We start from the raw sequence: 21,484 nt of genomic DNA, 5'->3' as shown, positions 1-21,484 counted from the left end.
TATCTATCGCTCTAGTTCGCTCTGACAGATCCTCAGTTTGTAGATTCGGCGCCTATCGGCCTCCTCCACCACTACCGAGAGCGGCCTTAGGGTAATCTTCTCCCCCTTTTTAGGCATTCGACCACAGTGGTTCATCACCACCCCACCAATGGTATTAAACTCATCATCGCTGTATTGAGTCCCAAAAAAGTTGTTAAAATCGTCAATTGGCGTCAAGGCGCTTACCAGCACCTCGCCCCCCTCAAGGCGCTGGATATTGCGCTCGTCATCCTCCTCCTCCAGATCGTGCTCATCCTCAATGTCACCCACAATCTGCTCTAACACATCTTCGATGGTAATCAACCCGCTCACCCCACCATACTCATCGACCACAATCGCCATGTGGTTACGGGTATATCGAAACTCGCGCAAAAGCGTGTTCAGGCGCTTACTTTCGGGAATAATCATCGCCGGTCGGACGAGATCTTTTATGTTAAAACTGCCGCTACTCTCCTGCCGGGTTAGGTAGCCGAGCAGATCTTTCGCGAGCAAAATACCGATCACCTCATCACGATTATCGCCAACGACCGGAAATCGCGAGTGGGCGGTCTCAATCACAATAGGGAGCAGCGTCTCTAACGATTGGTCTCGCTCTAAAACCGCCATCTGAGAGCGGGGAATCATGATATCCCGCGCCTGCATCTCAACCACATCGAGTACACCGCGCATCATCTCTAGCGCCTGTAGATCGGGGTTATCGACCTGCTCGGCCTCCTCCAGCATCTCCCTTAAGCTCTCCTGTCCGCGAACTTTGATGCTTAGTCCTAACAGACTACCGATTCGTTCTAGCCAAGGGATGTGCTGGCTACTCTCATCGGTCTGTGTCGCACTACTCATAACATTGATGCTCTATGTTAATCCCATGAATCATTAGTTAAGTAACATAAGGGTTAGCGATCCCCCACTGTGTCAGAATTTCGATCTCTAGCTGCTCCATCACCTCGGCCTCATCCGGCTGTTGATGGTCGTAACCGAGCAGGTGCAACAGCCCATGCACCACTAGGTGTGCCCAGTGGTCAGGCAGCGATTTCTGCTGCTGCCGCGCCTCTTTAGCCACAATCTCAGCGGCAACGACTATATCGCCTAACAGCGGTAGTTGGGTCAATTCGGCTAGCTCAAAGGGGAAGGAGAGGATATTGGTCGGCCCCGTTTTCCCACGATAGTTCTGGTTGAGGGTGGCTATCTCAGCGGCGGTCACAATGCGCAGCGTCACCTCCGCTTCGCGACGATAATCGAGCTGCTCTAACGCCTGTTGTAGCCACTGATAGAGCTCCACTTCGCTCGGGAGTGGCTCCTCCATCGCGTCCACCCCCTCCCCCCACTGCAGATCGAGGGTTAGCGGACACTGAGTCTGGTTTTTAGCCATGGTCGCCTGCTTCGGCCTCTTCATAGGCACTCACAATCTTCTGTACTAAGGGGTGGCGCACGACATCTTTGGCCTCAAAACGGGTGGTGGCAATCCCCTTCACCCCCTGCAAAATATCGGCCGCATGGCGCAGCCCCGAACCGACTCCGCGCGGTAGATCCACCTGGGTCAAATCGCCGGTAATGACCGCAGAGGAGCCAAAGCCGATTCGAGTCAAAAACATCTTCATCTGTTCAGCGGTGGTATTTTGCGCCTCATCTAGGATAATAAAGGCCTCATTTAGCGTTCGTCCCCGCATATAGGCTAGCGGTGCGACTTCGATGACATGGCGCTCCATCAGTTTGGCGACCTTTTCAAAGCCGAGCATCTCATAGAGGGCATCATAGAGGGGGCGCAGATAGGGATCGACCTTTTGCGCTAAGTCGCCGGGAAGAAAACCGAGTCGCTCCCCCGCCTCAACCGCAGGTCGTGTCAAGATAATCCGTCTTACCCTATCGCTCTCTAACGCGGCCACGGCGCAGGCGACCGCTAGATAGGTTTTACCGGTACCGGCTGGCCCGATACCAAAGTTAATATCGTGTGCGGTGATTCGCTGTAAGTAGCGCTGCTGGTTAATGCCCCGACCGCGCACCACCCCACGGCGGGTACGAATCACAATCTCCTCGGTGCGATCGGGTGCAAATCCCGCCTCTACTCCCGACTGCTGTAGGTAGAGGTGAACCCGCTGCGGGGTGACCGCCTCATCTTCTGCTAGTTGGTAGAGCTGTTGTAGTAGCTGGTGGGTCAACCGTTGTGAGTCAGCTTCGCCAATAATGCGAAACAGGCTGCCCCGATGGTTGATCTCTACCCCCATGCGTTGCTCAATTTGGCGCAAATGTTCATCAAACTGGCCACAGAGGTTGGCGAGTCGGGCGTTATCTACCGGTTCGAGGGTAATTTCCATCGTACCAACGGCTTAGAAAAGGGGAGAGATTCAAGCGTTAAGACTACCTGTAGCCAAAAAGACAGACCCATTATAACCAAAAAAATGCCCGGTGGTTAACCGGGCGATCACAATATGAGGTAGATAGGATCAAAAACTATTTACGGTAACGGTACTGTGACACCTCTAAGCCGTTGGAGAGGTAGGTTAAATAGTACTCCAGCGCCTTATACTCATCACTCTGCGCTGGGTAGGCTTTAGCTCGCACCTGTTCGTTACAGCCGCCAAAACGGCGATGCACGGTACCTAACTCTCTCCACTTTTGGCGATAGACCGGAAAGTGGGTCAACTGACCGACCGCCGGACTGAGAATTTCGGAGCGCAGTTGAGCACCGACATAGTCAAAATGGCAGTTAGCGCAAGCAAGGTTCAACTGTCCCCGTTTGGTGTAGTAGTGCTCCTTACCCCGTTTAAACCAGGCTAAGGCTCGCGGATCGTCTGGGATCTCGATATTAATCTTCTTGCCGTGCGAGGTAGAGCCCATATAGGCGGAGATTTTGGCTATATCGCCCTTCTTCCACTTTAACGGCTCCTCGCCATTGTTAACCCGACAGGCGTTAATCTGCCCCTCTAGGGTCTCGATATCACCCGTTTCGGGGTTAAATTTAGGGTAGTTTTGCCGAATAGCGATACCGCCGTTCTCAAAACAGCTCGCATAGGTCTGGCCATTAGCAAAGGGGGTCTCAAACATCTCTTTACCCTGCTCTACCGCCTCGTCGTATGGGGGGAACTCTTCAATCGCCTCCCAGTTTTCGCGCCCGTGTCGGTACTGTGGCAGTGAATAGGCACCGTTGGTAAAGTCGGCAAACTCAACGGTTGGAAACTTCTCCTGATAGTGGTTGACAAACTTCATTCGCTCCGCTTCCGGATCGATCTCCGCTGCATTGATGGCAGTTACGCCTAAGCAGAGCGCGATCGCTGTCGTTATTTGCGTTAGTTGACGCAGCATTGTGGTTCTCCTCACATCTCTTTATTGGTTTAATTTTTGCCCTTCGGCGGGCTATTTTTATTCTAGCTCATGCCGAAGAGCACGGATTATCTATCCAATTTTAGCAGTGCTTGAGTCGCTCTCACCGGTGTTATCATTCCAAGTAAGCGTCAACTCCTCCCCCTTAGCCGCACCGGAAAAGCTGAATGAGAGGTAGGGATTTTGAGAGATAGCCCCCCCCCAATTCGCTCTCATCACCTCAGCGCCCTTATGGGTGACGATAACCTCCTGAATGAAGTGTGCCGGAATCACCTTACCGGTCTTGCTATCTTTACGCAAACCGGTCTCCATCGGGTGTTTAATAAGCGCCTTGACTTCGCAAATATCACCTTTAACCTTCGCCCGAACTTTAATTGAATCTGCCATACTGAAATATCCTCAATCTAAAAACTGGAGTAATGCAAAATTGTGAGCTCTATCGGCCTAACCGCCACAACCACCAATGGTAACTTTGACCTCTTTTTTGGCACTCACCAGCTTGCCATCGACCTTAGCTACTGCCATCACATTAGAGGTTTTGCCCATTTTGATTCGAGTGGAGACATCGGCTTGAGTATTAGCCGCTAAGTTAAAATTGGCCACTAACGGCGTGTTATTGCCTTCAACCAAAATCGAAATCGACTCGACATTGCCACCTTCGACCTTCACATTAATCGGTACCACCGCACCGTTTTCAGCAATATCGGGGGCTTTGACAATGACGCTGCTGCTCTCACCGAAGGCGCTACTACCGGCGGCACTGTTCAGGGCATCGCCTACCGACTTAGCCTCAAACGCCGACTTTGGCCACGCAGCCAATAGCTGTCCTGGCGTAATCAGACCCGCACCGGCTGCCAAGGCTACAGTACCACCGGCAACGCTACCTTTTAAAAAAATACGACGATTCATAATGTTGTATGCTCCGTAAATATCAAAAATTAGAGGGAATAGACAAAGTCAACGACTTTAGTTAATTGCTCTTGAGTTAAAATCTCATGCTTGCCAAAAGGGGGCATAATTGAGTTAGGATTTGCTTGGGTAGGATCGTATATCTGCTGATAGAGATCGTCCTTTGTTTTAAAACGCTGTTTCATCGCCACCAGAGGGGGGCCAATATTTCCCGGCATCGCAGCGCCTGGGTCATCCTGCACGCCGGGCATGGCATGACAGGCAACGCAGTTACCCAATTTTCGATCAAACACAAAGTTTTTACCGAAGACAATATCGGCCCCGTCAGCAGCCGAATCGGCAGACGCTGGGGCGACTGAAAAGAGGCCTAGAACGACAGCCAACGCTGTCGCCGGCGCATTTAGCACCAAATATCTCACCATTTTCTCCTCCTAAATGGACTATTTTGATCGACAGCTTACTTTAGCGATAGCGATTAGTAGCTGCCATTTATAGCGTCGAAGGGGTGGCAACAAGACCTGCCCTCCGTACGAGAGCCGATACCATATATTAAATATGTTCAGTAGTTCAACCCTTTCTCGCAAAAATGATACTCTACCGCACTAAGCTGCCAATATATGCTGTAGCTGTTGGCCATAATCGGCCAGCTCTTGCCGTAGCTCCGATGCGGGTAGCTGCTGTAATAGTGCAAAATAGTGGCTAAATCCCGGCGGATTTTCGCCATCGTGCTGTAACCGCTGGCGACAGTGGGCTCTCCAGAGAGCCATTTCGCTCTCGCTTAAGCTGTCGGGATAGTTACGGGCACGAAAGCGAAATAGCAGCTCAGTGAGGCGCTCATCGCGAAACTGAACGCTTCTTTGCGCTAACTCTGCCGGTGTAAGCTGACGCAGTATCGCCATCTGGCGCAGATCCTCTCGCTCAAAAAAGCCGTGATAGAGCTGCTGATCGACATCAAACTGCCCCTCTGGCTGGTAGCGCTGCTGGTAGAGCGAGCGCAGCTTCCGCTCAACGGTTCGCTGCTGCTGCAGCAGTAGTCGTTGGTGCTGTTTGACTGCCGCCCTATCGATCCCTAATCGAACCGCGTCGTCATCTCGTAGGGTATTCAGTGGCGCAACCACGGCGGCTTTATTGACATGTAACTCTTTCAGCGCCGGCCGCGGCTCTGAATCGGTAAGCGCCTCTTTAGGGCTATAGAGCCGCCGTCGCAGCTCCTCTAGCTCCAGATCGAGTAGGAGTTGCGGGTCGAAACGACAGTCCCATACGATCACGCTATTGGTATTTAACGGGTGCCAGAGTAGCGGCATGACGACGGTGGTCGCCCCCTCTTGCCGGTTATACATGCCTGAGGTATGGAGCAGCAGCTCACCACTGCCGGGCTTGAGCCGCTTTTTCAATTCGCTCTTTAGACGAATCTCAAAGCAGTAGTCAAATAGCTTCGGCTGTCGGTCACGAATCAGTTTCGCTAGTGCAACGGTGGCATAGACATCAGCGAGGGCGTCATGCGCCTGCTCATGGCTAATACCGTTCGCCGCGCTCAACGCCTCTAGTCGAAAATCGGCGTGGCCACTCTCACGCTGTGGCCAGTGCATCCCCTCTGGCCTTAAGTCGTGCGCTAGGCGTACTACATCAATTAAATCCCAACGACTGTTGCCATTTTGCCACTCACGATCATAGACAGGTAGCAGATTGCGGTAGAAGAGGTAGCGGGTAAATTCATCATCGAACCGAATCGAGTTATAACCGACGCTACAGGTTCCGGGACGACTTAGCTCTTCAAATAGTCGCTGACTTAGCTCAGCCTCACTCACCCCCTCCTCCAGCAGTTGGTGCGGTGAGATCCCGGTCACCAGCGCCGCTTCCGGATGGATTAGGTAGTCGGGGGAGGGACGAACATAGAACGATAGCGGCTCTTCAATCGGTTCTAGCGCCAGATTAGTTCGCACTGCCGCCACCTGCAGCGGCCTGTCGAGCGCGGGGTGGGTACCGCTAGTCTCATAGTCGTACCAAAACAGGGTCTGTTCGGTCATAAATTGGCCACCTGCTTGCTGTTAATGGCTCTAGCAACAGAAACGGGGCAGAGTCACCGCCCCGTTAGTTAGTAACGCTCGCTCTGTCGCGACTAAATTTTCGACATCACAGAGAAGCTTTTGATAAATGGCGCTGCCATGCGGGGATCTTTTACCATCGCCGCATAGTCACCCACCTCAAATTTGAGCTTGCGCGAGGCGTAGGCCATTCCCAAACCGGCCATGCCGAGCCCCTTTTTAATCCACTTATCCCAGTTCTCCTCTTTTGCGCGGAGATCCCAGTTCAGGGTCTCGCCCTGATACGCACCGGCAGCGACGGCTTGGCCGTTCTCAATCATAATGATGCCAGCTGGCTTATCGGCACCATCAAAACCGTAGCCGATGTTAGAGGAGAAGCCGATGTCGGCCAGTTTACCCGCTAACTCCGGCTCGTTGTTCCACTCCTCTGCATATCGTCTCATCCACTCGTCAGAAAAAAGCTCCGCCATTCTCATTTACCTCGTTTTATGTTGATTTAGGTTCCCGAAAGCAAAAATGAGCCACGATTATAGCGATAGTGACAACACGATAAAAGGTGAATTAGGCCTCCCCCCCCAATTAAGCCAATACGGTGCGCTCCAGCAGCCACCACCCCCCAACCATGGCAATCAGTAGTGAGGCGGGAATCACCACCCGCTGACGATACCACGCCCTCTGTCCAAACCAGTAGCCCACGGTGATAAACCCCAACCCAATGACCGCCAACTGCCCCAGCTCCACCCCGATATTAAAGGTCAGCAACGCTAGCAGAAACTGCGATTCGGGCAGCCCAATCTCGTGCAGCACGCCAGCAAAGCCCATGCCGTGCAGTAGGCCAAACAGAAAGATGACGGCAATTCGTGCTCGGTGCAGCTCTCGATGGAGCGTATTCTCAATGCCAATATAGATAATTGAGGCGGCAATTAGCGGCTCGACAATGGCGGCACTTACCTCAATCACGCCATAGATGGTCAACCCTAAAGTAATCGAGTGGGCGAGGGTAAAGGCGGTCACCTGCCACAGCAGCGAACTTAACCGTAGGGTCAGTAAAAAGATCCCTAACACAAACAGAATGTGATCTAGCCCTAGCGGTAAAATATGGGTAAAGCCGAGCACGGTATAGGTCAGCGCCGTGTTCTGAGTCTCGCTAGCCTCGCCACCTTGTACGGTGAATTGGTATGGTTCGCTACCGGCCACTAACCAAGCGCTTTCAAGCTCCCCCTGTGGACGATGCAACTTAAAGGCGATATCGCCCCCCTGCCAGTTAACTTCAACCGTTGCCCTATCGTGACACTGCCCCTCAAAACGGAGCTGACTTTGACGGGCTAGAGCGAGATCGGACTGCTCCTCGGTCGTCACCTGCTGTAGCTGCCACTGTAGCGGCGCACCATCGCAGCTCATCCCTAAATAGCTATCCCACCCCTGCCAATCCCACGCCTCTTCAGCGAGTAACGCCGTTGAGAGCGTCCGTAGTCGGTTATAGTCAGCCGCTTGGGGAGAGCTATTCGTGTCGTCGCTATGCTCAGGGGCGATACCGGCCACCATCGACTCTAGGTTGCCTCTGAGTGACAACTCAACTCGCTCACCCTCTAACCACACTAACTCGGCGACTGCCGGGGCGATACGGTGCGCCATCGTATTCGCAGCGTTTAAGAGTAGCGTGAGTAGTAGTAACCATTTAATCATGCGGATTCTCCTCAGTTTAGATAGATGTCGTAACGATAGTGGCTACCGCACAGGGCGGTATCGGGCTTGCTCTGCGCTAGTGGAGCGGCCTTTAATGGCCGTTTGACCACGACTCGCCGCTCTGCCACCTCTTTTGCCAGTGTGAGTAGCTGCGCCTGATCTGCCTCAGTAGCGTGCCCTAAGAGCTGCTGTAGCAAAGAGAGCTCCTTACGGGTTTTGGCGCTCTTTTGTCGCGCCGGAAACATCGGATCGAGACAGACCACATCGATCTGCGTCCTCATCAACCGAGGGGCAAACTGGCTGCTATCACCATAGTAGAGCGACATTCGCGATAGCGCCTCGGCTAGCAGAGTATCGGCACGACTGCGGTGCATCGCATCGGCCAACAGCACCGCTAGCGGCAGAAAGCGCTCAAATAGCGTTAAGTGGTGGCCGGCCACCGCTAATAGCAGCGCATCGCTACCGAGACCGGCGGTCATATCGACAATCTGCAACGGTTGCTGACACCGTCGCCCCTGCACCGCCCGTAACAGCAGCTCCCGCCGCTGGCCTAGCTGCTGCAGACGGTAACGCAGTCGCCCCTGCTGCCAGTCGATGCCTAGCCGGTTAGGCTCCCCTTGCGGCTCTCGATAGGCCAATTCGACCGCCCCATCACGCCACACCAAGCCACACTCTGCGCCAGCTTCGGTCAATGTTAGCTCAAACCGCTCTGCCAGTGGCTGTAGTAGCGGCCAACTCTCACGCGGGGCGCTTAAGTTATGCCACACGGTGCTTTCCGCTCCCCCGCCATCCAACTCACTCACTCCTGCCTCGCCCATCTCTTCGCTACTATATTAGTATTGACTGTATCAAGCCTAGCATTAGATTTGACCCCGATCAAATTTAGCCCCCTCCCCTTCTCAAAAGGGGGCAGAAAGTGTGACCTAGTTCACTGTTACCTCGTAGATAACGCTTTTTGCTTGATGTTTACCCCAACCGCGGGTATTGTCGCCTCCCTTGGTTCAAGTAACATATTTCGGTCGATAATCAAAAACAGCAAGAGGCAGAGACAGGCAGCGAGATGGAGATTCGTGTTCTAGGTTGCAGTGGTGGCATTGGCGATGATGAGCGCACTACCTCCTTCCTGATTAATCGAACTATCTTAATTGATGCCGGCACAGGAGTGAGCGATCTCTCGGTAGCTGAGATGCAGGCGATTGAGCATATCTTCATTACCCACTCTCACTTAGATCATATCCTCTCTATCCCACTGCTCATCGATACTATTTTTGACAGCGTCTGCTCCCCAGTACAGGTCTATGCAATTGAGCGAACTATTCAGGCGCTCAAACAGCACCTATTTAACTGGGTTATCTGGCCCGACTTCTCTAAGCTACCGACCCCAGAGGCACCGGTACTCGCCTTTAATACCCTTGCCGATAACCAGCTCACGACCTTAGAGGATATTACCATTGAGGCGATACCGGTCAACCATGTCGTCCCGACTGTCGGTTACCTGCTGCACGATAGGCGCAGCGGCGGCAACTTCGCCTTTAGCGGTGATACCACGACCAATGAGACCCTCTGGAAGCGGCTAAACCGGCTCAAAAAGCTCGATCTACTCTTTATTGAGACCGCTTTCCCCAATAAAGATCGCCAATTGTGCCACTCGGCCAGGCACTACTGCCCCGAAACACTCGCGCTCGATTTGGAAAAACTGCGTTTACCGACTACAATCTGCCTCAGCCACACCAAGCCCGGCTCAACTCGACAAATTCTGCAAGAGTGCCGACAGTTGATTAAGGGGCGCGAGCTGCACCATCTACAGCGAGGAGATACCTTCTCCCTCTAACCCGAACCCAAGGATTACTGTTATGTTTGATTCGTTAACCGAGCGCCTTAACGAGACGCTACGCAAACTCCGTGGTAGCGGTCGTCTGACTGAAGATAATATTAAAGAGACGCTGCGTGAAGTGCGCAAAGCGCTGCTAGAGGCCGATGTTGCCCTGCCGGTGGTCAAAGTCTTTATTGAACAGGTGCGTGAACGAGCCGTGGGTAAAGATGTGCTACAGAGCCTCACCCCAGGTCAGGCGCTAATTAAGGTAGTCCACGATGAGCTAGTGACGATTATGGGCTCTGAAAATAGCGAGCTTAATCTAAACGCTCAACCGCCCGTCGTGGTACTGATGGCGGGGCTACAGGGGGCAGGTAAAACCACCTCAGTCGCCAAACTCGGTCTCTGGCTTAAAGAGCGGCAAAAAAAGTCGGTCATGGTGGTCAGTACCGATGTCTATCGTCCGGCGGCAATTGAGCAGTTAAAGCGACTGGCAAATGAGACCGAGCTCAACTTTTTTCCTAGCGAGAGCCACCAAAAGCCGGTCGATATCGCCAAGGCGGCACTAAAGAGCGCCCGCAAGCAGCTCCTCGATGTGGTGATTATCGATACCGCCGGTCGCCTCCATATCGATGAGGCGATGATGGCGGAGATTCAACAGCTCCATCAAGCGACAGCCCCGACCGAGACGCTATTTGTTGTGGATAGTATGACCGGCCAAGATGCGGCCAACACCGCCCGCGCCTTCGGTGACGCCCTGCCACTGACCGGCGTGGTTCTGACCAAAACCGATGGCGATGCTCGCGGCGGTGCGGCGCTATCGGTACGCCATATCACCGGCAAACCGATTAAGTTTATGGGGGTTGGTGAAAAGGTAGTAGCGCTAGAGCCCTTCTACCCTGATCGTATCGCCTCGCGACTGCTCGATATGGGGGATGTCCTCTCGCTAGTCGAAGAGGTTGAGCGCAAGGTTGATCGCCAAAAAGCTCAGGCGATGGAGGAGAAGTTTCGTAAAGGCAGAGATTTTGACCTAGAAGATTTTCTCGAACAGCTACAGCAGCTAAAAAACCTCGGCGGTATCGGGGCGCTAATGGATAAGCTGCCGGGCATGAACCAGATGCCCGCAGCGGCTAAAGGGATGGTTAACGACCAGCAGTTTCGCCGCATGGAGGCGATCATTAACTCCATGACCCCGCAGGAGCGCCGCTTTCCGGCCATTATCAAAGGCTCGCGCAAAAAACGCATCGCCGCCGGCTCAGGTACCCAGGTGCAGGATGTTAACCAGATGTTAAAGCAGTTCACCCAGATGCAAAAGACGATGCGCAAAATGCGCAAAGGGGGCAATATGCAGAAGATGATGCGCCAGCTACAGGGTAAGATGCCAGGGCTCCCCTTCTAAGCGACACCCAGCGGCTATGTTAAGCAGAGAGCTAATCCACTACCACACCGCACGGCTACAGGAGGAGCTCTGTCAGGGGCGAATTGAGCTCCCCTCCATGCCCGATGTGCTGTTCCATATCCGTCAGGCGCTCTACGATGAGGGTAAAACCATTGAGGAGTTAGGCCGAACCGTGCAGCTCGATGGCAGTGTCGCCTCGCAGCTCATTAAACTAGCCAATAGCGCCAGCTTTATGGGCACCGCTAAAGTAGCCGACTGCAAAGGGGCGCTCACCCTGCTCGGGCTAGAGGCGACGCGCAACATCGTGACCGCTTTAATGATGCAAAAGGCGTATCAGAGCGTGCGCGATCCGCGCCTAACCCAGATGGTCGCGCAGTCGTGGCAACGAAGCTGCCATATCGGTGCCCTCTGCCAAATTATCGGCTCATTTACCCCCGGTATGCGGGCTGATCGGGCGATGCTCGGCGGAATTATTCACAATATCGGCATGTTACCGCTGTTAGGCTACTTTGAGCACCATGCCGATGAGCTGTTAGAGCACACCCTCGCCATGAACCAGCTCATTCGCCAGTTTCAGGGGCGGTTAGGGCAGAAGATGCTCGCCCACTGGCAGTTTGATACCGACTTAACCTCCGTGCCTGAGCTAAGCCGTAACCCCTACTACGACTCCGGTTCGAGCCGTATCTCGGTAGTCGATATTGTCGTTGTCGCCCGCGTCCACCTGCGCATTAAACAGCCACAGGAGCGCGAGGCGAGCATAGAGAAGCTGCAACGGATGCCAGCCTACCATAAGCTCAGTATCAGCAAACTCGGTGCCGATGCTACGATTCAACTCCTAGAGGAGGCCGATGACGAAATTCGCTCGCTGATGCAGATACTGAACCATGACATCGCCACTTAAAGCGCTCTTAGAGCAGCTACAGCGCGACTTCCGTCATGGTGAAGTCGAGCTGCCGACTCTGCCAGAGCTCACTTTTCGAATTCGTAAAAGCCTCTATGACGATAAGAGTAATCTAGATACTATCTCGCGGCTAATTCAGCTAGATCCCTCCCTCTCCACTCGACTCATCCAAATGGCCAACAGCGCTAGCTATCGCGGTGCCGAGACCATCTCCGACTGTCGCGGGGCCATCACCAAACTAGGGTTAGGGGTGACGCGCAATGTGGTCACCAGCCTAACGCTAAAAAATGCCTGGCAACGCCAGCGCTCTGCTGAAATTAATCAACTGGTCAAGTCGGCGTGGCAGCGTAGCTGTCGGGTCGGGGCGATTGCTCATGTCCTCGCCTCACTCAATATCGGCATTCGCCCCGATCAGGCGATGCTCGGCGGCATGCTACACAACATCGGCACGCTGCCACTGGTCGGCTATCTGGAGCGCCACCCCCACGCGCTGAGCGCCGAAGAGCTACACCATCTAGCGCAGCACTATCAAGGGGCATTAGGGACGCTGCTGCTCAAGTTCTGGAGCTTCGATAGCGCCTATATCGACATCCCCTCTAAGAGCAGCCACCTCGACTATACCAACCCTCAGGAGGGGGTCGATCTATCTGAGCTGATTCTAATTGCTAGGCTCCATAGTCGCATCAACGACGCTAATCGGGAGCAGAGTTTGCGCCAGTTAGAACAGATCCCCGCCTATCAAAAAATCAGTCTAAGCAGGCTCGGTAGTGGGGCTACCCTAGAGCTACTAGAAGAGGCGCAGCTAGAGATCGACCAGCTAATTAAAAATTTACAGTAGCCACTAAAGTTTAAACCGCTCAGCTAGATGATCGGCTAATGCTGTCGCCCCCGCCGTCACTAGCTGATAGACATTATTAAACCCATCTGCCCCCCCATAGTAGGGATCGGGCACCTCTCGGATCGGGCTGTCGGTGACAAAATCGAGCAGGCGATGTACCCGTTGCCGCATCGACTCCGGCGCTAGCTGCAGCAGGTGGTGATAGTTATCGTTATCCATCGCAACGATGTAATCAAAACGCTCAAAATCCCCCAACATCACCTGGCGGGCTCGCTGGTTATCGAGCGTGAGACCATGACGGGCGGCAATCTCACACGAGCGGGGATCGGGTCGGTTGCCGATGTGGTAAGCGTGGGTACCACAAGAGTCAACCGCTACCCGTTCTTGCCAGCCTCGCTGCCGCACCTCCTCTTCAAAAATAGCGTGCGCTAGCGGTGAGCGGCAGATATTCCCCATGCAGACAAATAGAATGTCGATTTTTTGCACTAGATCCTCTCCCATTGTGTGTTAGTGATAGTGATACCCATCCTACCCGATCAACCCCCGCTCCGCCATCGACACCACCTCGCCATCACCGACAATAAAGTGATCTAACACTCGAACTTCAACCACGCTTAAGACCGAATTGAGCCGATGGGTTAAATCGATATCGGCCTGACTCGGATCGGCGATCCCCGAGGGGTGGTTATGGGCTAAAATGAGCGCCGCTGCATTGCGTTCGAGCGCCCGCTTAACCACCTCTCGCGGATAGACTGCCGCCTGATTAATCGTCCCCTTAAACATCACCTCATCGGCTAGTAGGCGATGGTGGTTATCAAGAAAGAGCACCAAAAACTGCTCCTGCTGGCTACTGCGCAGTCGATGCGTTAAATATTGGCGCACCATCGCCGGACTAGTAAACCCCTCCCCGAGTTGAATACTCTCTTGCAGATGGCGCTGCGCCATCTCTAAAGAGGCCTGTAGCTGACAATATTTTGCCGCCCCCAGACCATACACTTCACAAAACTGCTCCAACGAGGCCTGCAACAGCGCTCGCAGAGAGCCAAAGTGGGTTAACATATCGCGTGCTAGCTCGACCGCACTCTTACCCCGTACCCCCGTGCGCAGAAAGATCGCTAGCAGCTCGGCGTCAGACAGCGCCTCTGCCCCCCGTTGTAACAACTTCTCGCGTGGTCTCTCCGATGCGGGCCACTGTCGAATTGACATCGAAATCCCCCCCCGTTATGCTTAAATCCGTTAAACCTATTGTAACCGTGAGTCCCCACTATGAACAGATACCCTCCTCTTCTTCTCCTGTTATCACTCACTCTCCCCCTCGCCGATACCAACGCCGCTATTAAGTGCTGGACAAACAACGATGGCGTGCGAGAGTGCGGTAATTATGTACCGCCAGAGTATAGTCAAAGCGGCAGCCGTACCCTGAACGAGCGCGGTATCACCACCGAGGTGCAGAGCCGAGCGCTAACCGCTGAAGAGCTCGCCGAAAAGCAGCGCCAAGAGCAGGAGGCGGCACAGCGGCAGGCAGAGCAGGAGCGTCTGCAGCGGGAGCAGGCCGCTTTTGATCACATGTTGCTCTCAACCTACCTAACCGCAGACGACATCGATAAGGCGATGGCTCGCAACATTAGCGTGATTAGCGGCTACATCGACAGCGCCCAATACACTATCGATAAGCTGCAACTGAGCCTAGAGGAGGCTCGCCGCGATGCCGCCAATTTAGAGCGCCAAGGCAAGCCGGTGAACGATAATCTGCAAAAGAAGATCGATAATTTGCGCGGTGATATCAGTAATCGTCGCAGCTATATTGCCGACAAGGAGGCAGAGCACGAGGCGATTGTTAAAAAGTTTAACGCGGAAAAGCAGCGTTTTTTACAACTCAAAAGTGGCTACGGCAAGAGCCATTAGCGTTCACAGAGCCTGTGAATGGCTCCCCATCTCACTCTAACAACGGCACATAGTTGTCGTAGTAGGTTCCGCCCTGCTCAAACGGTAGCGCTTCATCAATCAGCGTCTCGCCGATACCAAAACCATAGGTAAAGCTAGCAGGGGTGGTATCGATCGGGCGATCGGTGATCACTTCACCTAGCTGGTAGGGACGGCCATCCTGATGGGCAAAGGCCTCTTGCTCACGGCGATAGTAGCGTAAGGTGAAGGGGGTATCTGGGAACATATCTTTCCCAAAATCGTAGCGTTGCGTTACCACCACTTGACGATACCCCATCGCACTAGCGAGGCTAGCTGCCGGCGGCGGATAGAGCAGTTCAGCATGAATCCGCCCTTGGGCGTCGAGATAGCCACCGCGAGCGGTCATTTCGCGTAGCAAACTTTGGCGTAGCTGTTGACTGGCGAGCAGCCCCTCCGCGCTATCACTCTCCAGTGCCGGCCAATTTGCGCTATAGCCGTTGCCGGTCTGGATATTGGTGGCAAAAAAGCTCTCCATTGCCGCTGGCATATCACCGTACAGGCTCGCGCCCACCACATGATCTAGGAAAAAGGCAAATTCACCGCGACCGTGGCCACGATTGAGCGGATCGCCGCTTCGAGTGGCGTTGCCGGGCGTCTCGTCTGCAGCGACTTGCGACTTAGCGCGATAACCGAAGTAGTCCATCTCCGCCCAGCCACCATCGCGCCACTGACGCGGCAAGCTCCAAGTGCTGTCAACGGTATTACCGGTGCCGGAGTTAAACGGCGGATGGATCGCACCCGCTTGATAGACATTGCCGCTGTGGCAACCGACACACTGGGTCAGCTCGCTGGGGGTTTGCGGGCGCAGCGCACCGTCGGCCGCTTCGATGAAGCCCGACAGATACCAACCCGCACCGTTATCGATCCAACCCTGTTGACGATGAGCATACACCGCAGCATCCTCGTTTTTGTTACCAGGGGTGACGCTGTCTGGCTCAAAACTTTGGTATTTATACATATAGCGAATCTCCTTAACTCGCCGTGAGCGGGTGCCAGGAAAGGGGCTGATGGCGTGATGGGTACCATCAGCGGCAACATCGACATAGTGCAACGGGTGGGCAATCTCGGTACCGAGCGGATAGAGGCCTCGCCGTAGTGCTATGTTGGCCGCTGCGCCTTGATAGGTTTTATCCTCATCGCGCAGACGATCCTGAATAGCGCGGGCGACTAAATCGAGATTGGCCTGATAAGTAGCCAAGTCAAACTCCCCTTGCCCATTTTGCATAAAGATTGTTGGCAAGCGCAGGTAGATGCCAGAGACGCTACCGCTATGCGGGATGAAAATGCCATAAGGCATAAAATTAACCGCCCGCCAACCCGTTTGATAGCCTTGCCCATCGTGAAAATGGCCGTTTTGCGCTTTACTGCTGCGCACAAAGCCATCGCTATCGGCGGGTAGATCGGCGGGATCTAGGCCTGGAAAGAGGCGCCAGTCGCTCTCTACGCCACTCTCCCAATCGAGTGGAGTGCCGGGGCGCTGCTGATAGGCCGCCGTCCAGTTATCTTCGCGAATATAGGCCTGCATCTGCCAGCTTGTCGGATCGATGCCCTGCGCAGTCAACACAGCGCGAAGCTTGTCCGGCTGCAAGGTGTTCTGCCACGGCATCACGCTACCGTTAATCAGATGCGGATAGTTCAGCGCGACAAAGGCATATTCTAGTTGCAGATTACCGATAATCGGTTCATAACCGGCTTGCGGGTTGTTGTTGCCCAAACCGAGTTTAAATAGACCATTGCTGTGACAAAATAGGCAGGCGTTTTGGGTACCGCCAGAGGTCTCAATATAGCATTGGGCGGGAATGTGGGCGTAGGGATTGGTAAAGGTGATGCGATCGATATATTCGCCAATAAGGGGGGCTTTTTTGGACGCGGAGGGGGGGGTAACGGGGGCGATTTCGTCGTCGTCACTGCCACCGCAGCTCGCTAAGGCGATACCTAAAATGGGGTAGATAAAAGGGCGCAGCGCGTGCATTTTAGCTCCTAACAGACATAGCAAACCTAGCGAGTTGTAGCAACTCGCTAGGTTATTAGACAGCGTTAGAGCCCCGGCATACCACCGATATAGCCAACTTGCGCTTCCAGATAGTAGTTAGGCGTGTCGTGATGGTTGACGCCATACTGTTTTCTAGCTTCCGCTTCCAACTCAGCTTTCAACTCATCAGGCATGGCACCCACCCAATCGCCTTGATGCTGGTTGTTGCTCATGATATAGGCGTGGCCATTCATATTCTCCACCACTTGCAGACCGGTCGATTCCGCTCCACTGGCAAGATACATGATACGGGTCAGCTTTTTGGTATCGACATTGTAGGCCCATACCATATTATTGGCGTGGGTACCGGAGTCTTCACCGATGAACAGAGTACGCATTTTTTCAGCGAAAAATACATTATCAGGATTAGCCACTTTGTTAGGATCGGCGACATTGCCCCATTCATCGGCCTCCATGTCTTCACCCAATAAGGCCTCAGGTACATACATAGTTACACCGACCCAATCGCTGTTAATCGCTGCGCCACTGATATCTTTTTGACCAGCCGCCATGCCGATTTCATAGGTGCCGCCGGCGTTGATTTTAGCGATTCGAATGTGGTCGGCTGGCGCGGTCTCATCGGCTTTCATCCCTTTATCAATGTAGGACATTGCCATGTAGAGCTTTTTGTCTTTTTCGTTAAGCGCGATACCTTCCATTTTATTAAACTCAGTGGTCGCACCCAAATAGGCGGCGTAACGGCGGGTTTCGAGGAACATTGCAGCCTTCTCTTGACCGGCTTTTAAGCGAATGTATTCGGAACTACTCTGTCCAGCGCGGATCTCTTTATAACCTTGCGCTACCCAATCAGGTGTGGCCTCTGGAGTGGTGATGTCGAAGATATCCCAAAAGGTAGTGCCGCTGTCGATAAGGGCTTTGGCTTCGTCATAAGTGCCGTGACCGAGTTTAATCCATGTCAAATCGGCCTCACCGCCGTTAGCATCGCTAGTCTGATTCCATTTTGCCGCGTAAATCGCACCGGCGGATAGATCGGCTGCTTTATCCGCAACAAACATCGCCATTAAGACATTGGTACCGTCATCACCAAAGTAGATGGTGCGCTGATCCGGCATGACCTTCGCCATCTCCCAAGTGCCGCGACCGATGTTGTAGTGTTTTTTCACTTCGTAGCTGCTGTCACCCTTCACCTCCACTTCGGTGATGTAGCCGTAGTGGTAGGGGTTGGCCTGTTTGGAGCTACCGAAATAGATCTCACTCATGGCTTTGACACCCGCAGCTGTGCTGGCACCATAGCCACCGGCGGTTGGATCGATGAAGTAGAGATCGTAGTCCTCTTCTGAGCCAAAATGGGTATTCCACGGTGTCTGCGAGCCAAAACAGGGAATCCAGAGACCATTTACTTCGGAGAAGTCGATCGGTTTTTGCGCAGTTGGGCTGAGTTTGCCGTCGCTACCTTGAGCGATATCGGTTAAGGTCATGCTCATCGGCATCCGCGAGTACCAATCTTCGACTTTATAGGCCTTTTGGCCATCGGCAAGAATACCGTCATATTCGTAGTGGGTGACTAGAAATAGCTTACCATCGACATTGAGTAGGCTATTGGCATCGGGGGTCTCTGCGATCACCGGATCGCCGTGTAAGTCAACCAAGGGTTTCATGTTCATATCATACAGACGCGCAGCTTCGTTGGCGCTGCCGGCCACCTTGTCGGTGTTTTTGAACAGGGTGTTGTAGCTTAGTGGAAACTCAGCGGTGCTACCATCGCTATAGGTATAAACCGCTTTGGAGGTAGTCGCACCCTTTAGCAAATCGGCTTTATCGGTGGGAATGGAGGTTTCGGTGAAAGCGACTGAAGTGACGGTTTTTGGGGAATCATCGTCACTATTACAGGCGATCAAACCTAAAGATAGAGAGGCCATGATGGCAAGGTTTAGTGACCGTAGTTTAAAGGGGGAGTTGGGATTAGAACGGAGTTGAGACATCAATCATTTCCTTTAGCTAAATTAAAAAAACCGCATATCACGCATGGCCGCAGGGTAACTCAACTTTATGGCAAGATGATGGCAAATAGGTTAAGTTTTTGCGTCACAAACGCCCCACCCCCCACCCCCGGGGGTAGCAATGGTCAACTTATCCCCCGCCTGCACCGTTAACTGGCACTTATCTGGTAGCAGTTCACCATTTAGCGCGTTCTCTCCCCGACACCCCTCTCCTCCCCCCTGTAACCCCCAAGGTGAGGAGTGGCGTCGTTCGGTCAGTAGCGTCACCTCAGCCGGTTGCAAAAAGGTGTAGCTGCGCACCACCCCGTCCCCCCCACGACGAACCCCCTCCCCGCCAGAGTGGCGCCGCAGTCGATACTCACTCACCCGCAGCGGGTAGTTCTGTTCGACCACTTCAATCGGGGTGTTGAGGGTGTTAGTCATGTGGGTATGCCGCCCCGATACCCCCCCTCCAGTGGCACCTGCCCCCATCCCCCCCCCAAGGGTCTCGTAGTAGTCCCAGGGGGGGTAGCTAGGATGACGACTCCCCATCGCGACATTATTCATACTACCATGGCTAGCAGCGGCCATCTTATCCGGCACCACCTGCGCCAGCGCCCCAGCCACTAGATCGACCACTCGGGTACTCGTCTCCACATTACCTGCCGCCACCGCCGCCGGTGCGTTGGCATTGAGTAGTGATCCTGCGGGGGCTTTAATAGCCACCGGACGAAAAATCCCCCCACAAGCGGGGGTATCTGTGGCCATGAGACAGCGAAATAGATAGTAAACGCCGGCAGCCGCGACTGAGAGCGGAGCATTTAAGTTACCGCGACACTCGGGCGCACTCCCGTTAAAATCGACCTCCATCTGTTCACCGGCAATCGTGACCGCCACCTGTAGCCGCAGCGGTTGATCGCCTACCCCATCACTATCGAGCTGATCGCTAAAGCGGTAACAGCCATCGGCCATTGCCGCTATCGTCTGACGCGCTAACCGTTCACCATAGCGGTTTAAGGCTACCCCAGCCTCATCAAAGGCCGCCAAACCCATCTGTGTGACCCGCTGCTGCAGCCGCTGCAAGCCGATACGATTGGCACTCACTTGTGCCTGAAAATCGCCGCGTGACTGCTGATTGTGACCTAGTTTGGCCATCAGCGACTCAAACAGCGGCTCATCGATAGCACCGTTTCGCAACAGCCGCTGCGGTGAGAGTAACACCCCCTCCTCCTCCAGCGTGGTCGAGAGCGGCATCGAGCCGGGAGTGACGGCACCGATATGGGCGTGGTGTGCCCGATTGACCACAAAGGCGATTAATTGATGGTCTATAAAGAGCGGCGCAATCAGCGTCACATCGGGCAGGTGAGTCCCCCCCTGAAACGGATCGTTCAGCACCACCATGCTCCCCATCTCCCAGTCACAGCGGCTAACTAGATCTCGCATCGCATAGGCCATACTCCCTAAGTGAACTGGAATATGGGCCGCTTGCCCCAGCAGCTCTCCGGTTGCATCAAACAGCGCACACGAGAAGTCGAGTCGATCACGAATGTTGGGGGAGAGGGCACTACGCTGCAACACGGCCCCCATTTCGGCACAAATGGCATTAATACGGCCAGAGAAGAGGCCAAGCTCTATCGGATTCATATTAACCAGCGATGGCCTAGAGAGTAGTCGGCCACAATCACCAGCGTAACCCCCAAACCGTAGTAGTGGTTATTCAAAAAAGCACGCAGACAGGCCGCTCGCTCACGCTGCCGAATCAACCACTGTTGGTAGCCAAACAAGCTGAGTGACAGTAGCATTAACGCCATAAAATAGAGCGGCGTGGCCCCAAACAGAGCACCAGAGAGCGTTAACAGTCCCCAAACTAGCACCTGAAACAGCCCGACTAACAGCCGATCATAACGACCAAACAGAATCGCGCTCGATTTGACCCCAATTTTAAGATCATCTGGTCGATCCGCCATCGCATACATCGTATCGTAGGCGATAGCCCATGCAACCACAGCGGCAAAGAGCCACCACGCCGCTAGCGGAACGCTATTTAGGGTCGCTGCAAACGCCATCGGCACCGCCATAGCAAACGCCACCCCTAACACCGCCTGCGGCATATAGGTAAAGCGTTTGGTAAAGGGGTAGAGCCCAGCTAACAGCACCGCGGGTAGTGAGAGCCAGATAGTTAGCTGATTTAACTGCCACACCAAGGCAAAAGCCGCCAGACTTAAGCCGATAAAGAGCGCCACGGCCTCCAAAGGTTGCAACTCTCCGGTAGCTAACGGCCTAGCTACCGTCCGCTCTACCGAGCCATCGATATGGCGATCGGCAAAGTCGTTCATCGCGCACCCCGCTGAACGCATCAACACCACTCCCACCGTGAAGATCAGTAAAAGTGAGAGTGAAGGGCTCCCTTCAGCGGCAAAGAGTAGCGCCCAAATAGTGGGCCATAACAGCAATAGAATCCCAATCGGCTTATCAAGTCGCAGTAACCGTGCATAGAGCCAGAGGCGAGAGGCGACGATCGACACAGAGAGCTATCTTCTCGGGGGACGAATCGCCCACACCACCAGCGCCACAATAACCACCAAGATAGCGAGCTCAATGA

22 protein-coding genes are annotated in these 21,484 nt (G+C 53.9%); 5 read left to right on the top strand and 17 right to left on the bottom strand.

All coding sequences use genetic code 11. The features are described 5' to 3' along the window. Nucleotides 1-3 precede the first annotated feature (3 nt). The 11 genes from D5085_13375 to D5085_13325 form a co-directional block, all read right to left on the bottom strand. A complete protein-coding gene (locus D5085_13375) occupies nt 4-876 on the bottom strand; it encodes a CBS domain-containing protein (GenBank protein QEP44021.1) in 873 nt (290 codons plus the stop codon). Between the two features lie 37 nt (nt 877-913). Next, nucleotides 914-1,405: an rRNA maturation RNase YbeY gene (ybeY, locus tag D5085_13370; GenBank protein QEP44020.1), complete on the bottom strand. Its 492-nt coding sequence runs from the start codon at nt 1,403-1,405 to the stop codon at nt 914-916. Next, nucleotides 1,398-2,348, bottom strand: a complete 951-nt coding sequence (locus D5085_13365) for a PhoH family protein (GenBank protein ID QEP44019.1) — start codon at nt 2,346-2,348, stop codon at nt 1,398-1,400. Before D5085_13365 ends, ybeY begins: the two co-directional genes overlap by 8 nt. A gap of 136 nt (nt 2,349-2,484) precedes the next feature. Beyond that, entirely contained in the window at nt 2,485-3,336 is an 852-nt protein-coding gene (soxA, locus tag D5085_13360; GenBank protein ID QEP44018.1) for a sulfur oxidation c-type cytochrome SoxA, read from the bottom strand. 90 nt (nt 3,337-3,426) lie between these two features. Then, nucleotides 3,427-3,741 carry a thiosulfate oxidation carrier complex protein SoxZ gene (gene soxZ, locus D5085_13355; GenBank protein ID QEP44017.1) on the bottom strand — a complete coding sequence of 105 codons (315 nt, stop codon included), beginning with the start codon at nt 3,739-3,741 and terminating at the stop codon, nt 3,427-3,429. A 57-nt stretch (nt 3,742-3,798) separates the two neighbouring features. Next, nucleotides 3,799-4,263 (bottom strand): thiosulfate oxidation carrier protein SoxY, encoded by a 465-nt coding sequence (soxY, locus tag D5085_13350; GenBank protein ID QEP44016.1) that lies wholly within the window; start codon nt 4,261-4,263, stop codon nt 3,799-3,801. 29 nt (nt 4,264-4,292) lie between these two features. Beyond that, complete coding sequence (gene soxX, locus D5085_13345) at nt 4,293-4,685, bottom strand: sulfur oxidation c-type cytochrome SoxX (GenBank protein ID QEP44015.1); 393 nt, start codon at nt 4,683-4,685, stop codon at nt 4,293-4,295. A 180-nt stretch (nt 4,686-4,865) separates the two neighbouring features. Next, complete coding sequence (locus D5085_13340) at nt 4,866-6,290, bottom strand: exodeoxyribonuclease I (GenBank protein QEP44014.1); 1,425 nt, start codon at nt 6,288-6,290, stop codon at nt 4,866-4,868. A gap of 92 nt (nt 6,291-6,382) precedes the next feature. Beyond that, nucleotides 6,383-6,778 (bottom strand): SCP-2 sterol transfer family protein, encoded by a 396-nt coding sequence (locus D5085_13335; protein ID QEP44013.1) that lies wholly within the window; start codon nt 6,776-6,778, stop codon nt 6,383-6,385. 109 nt (nt 6,779-6,887) lie between these two features. Then, nucleotides 6,888-7,994, bottom strand: a complete 1,107-nt coding sequence (locus tag D5085_13330) for a HupE/UreJ family protein (protein QEP44012.1) — start codon at nt 7,992-7,994, stop codon at nt 6,888-6,890. An 11-nt stretch (nt 7,995-8,005) separates the two neighbouring features. Further along, complete coding sequence (locus D5085_13325; GenBank protein QEP44011.1) at nt 8,006-8,812, bottom strand: hypothetical protein; 807 nt, start codon at nt 8,810-8,812, stop codon at nt 8,006-8,008. A 242-nt stretch (nt 8,813-9,054) separates the two neighbouring features. On the opposite strand from D5085_13325, the gene D5085_13320 reads away from it, so the two are divergent. Genes D5085_13320 through D5085_13305 form a run of 4 tightly spaced genes read left to right on the top strand, consistent with a single transcriptional unit; the run spans nt 9,055 to nt 12,945 of the window. After that, a complete protein-coding gene (locus tag D5085_13320) occupies nt 9,055-9,825 on the top strand; it encodes a 3',5'-cyclic-nucleotide phosphodiesterase (GenBank protein QEP44010.1) in 771 nt (256 codons plus the stop codon). A 22-nt stretch (nt 9,826-9,847) separates the two neighbouring features. After that, a complete protein-coding gene (locus tag D5085_13315) occupies nt 9,848-11,206 on the top strand; it encodes a signal recognition particle protein (protein QEP44009.1) in 1,359 nt (452 codons plus the stop codon). A 16-nt stretch (nt 11,207-11,222) separates the two neighbouring features. Beyond that, on the top strand, nt 11,223-12,107 hold the full coding sequence (locus D5085_13310; protein ID QEP44008.1) for an HDOD domain-containing protein: 885 nt from the start codon (nt 11,223-11,225) through the stop codon (nt 12,105-12,107). Continuing rightward, nucleotides 12,091-12,945 carry an HDOD domain-containing protein gene (locus D5085_13305; GenBank protein ID QEP44007.1) on the top strand — a complete coding sequence of 285 codons (855 nt, stop codon included), beginning with the start codon at nt 12,091-12,093 and terminating at the stop codon, nt 12,943-12,945. The genes D5085_13310 and D5085_13305 overlap by 17 nt, the downstream gene beginning before the upstream one ends. A 3-nt stretch (nt 12,946-12,948) precedes the next feature. Here D5085_13305 and D5085_13300 read toward each other — a convergent pair whose 3' ends face one another. Then, nucleotides 12,949-13,431: a low molecular weight phosphotyrosine protein phosphatase gene (locus D5085_13300; GenBank protein QEP45164.1), complete on the bottom strand. Its 483-nt coding sequence runs from the start codon at nt 13,429-13,431 to the stop codon at nt 12,949-12,951. A gap of 42 nt (nt 13,432-13,473) precedes the next feature. After that, complete coding sequence (locus tag D5085_13295) at nt 13,474-14,151, bottom strand: JAB domain-containing protein (GenBank protein ID QEP44006.1); 678 nt, start codon at nt 14,149-14,151, stop codon at nt 13,474-13,476. Between the two features lie 156 nt (nt 14,152-14,307). Between D5085_13295 and D5085_13290 the strand changes: the two genes are divergently transcribed. After that, nucleotides 14,308-14,850 carry a hypothetical protein gene (locus D5085_13290; protein ID QEP44005.1) on the top strand — a complete coding sequence of 181 codons (543 nt, stop codon included), beginning with the start codon at nt 14,308-14,310 and terminating at the stop codon, nt 14,848-14,850. A gap of 31 nt (nt 14,851-14,881) precedes the next feature. Here the strand turns inward: D5085_13290 and D5085_13285 are convergent, their stop codons facing one another. From D5085_13285 to D5085_13270, 4 genes are all read right to left on the bottom strand, one after another. Beyond that, a complete protein-coding gene (locus D5085_13285; GenBank protein ID QEP44004.1) occupies nt 14,882-16,882 on the bottom strand; it encodes a hypothetical protein in 2,001 nt (666 codons plus the stop codon). A gap of 65 nt (nt 16,883-16,947) precedes the next feature. Continuing rightward, nucleotides 16,948-18,885, bottom strand: coding sequence for a DUF839 domain-containing protein (locus tag D5085_13280; protein QEP44003.1), 1,938 nt, complete (start codon nt 18,883-18,885; stop codon nt 16,948-16,950). A 90-nt stretch (nt 18,886-18,975) separates the two neighbouring features. Then, nucleotides 18,976-20,526: a hydantoinase B/oxoprolinase family protein gene (locus D5085_13275; protein QEP44002.1), complete on the bottom strand. Its 1,551-nt coding sequence runs from the start codon at nt 20,524-20,526 to the stop codon at nt 18,976-18,978. Further along, nucleotides 20,523-21,401, bottom strand: coding sequence for a 4-hydroxybenzoate octaprenyltransferase (locus tag D5085_13270; protein ID QEP45163.1), 879 nt, complete (start codon nt 21,399-21,401; stop codon nt 20,523-20,525). Before D5085_13270 ends, D5085_13275 begins: the two co-directional genes overlap by 4 nt. Nucleotides 21,402-21,484: the final 83 nt, after the last annotated feature.

The sequence above is a fragment of the Ectothiorhodospiraceae bacterium BW-2 genome, from assembly GCA_008375315.1.
Lineage (GTDB): Bacteria > Pseudomonadota > Gammaproteobacteria > Thiohalomonadales > Thiohalomonadaceae > BW-2.
The sequence above is the reverse complement of the archived record's forward strand: the minus strand, read 5'-3'. Positions and strand labels throughout refer to the sequence as shown.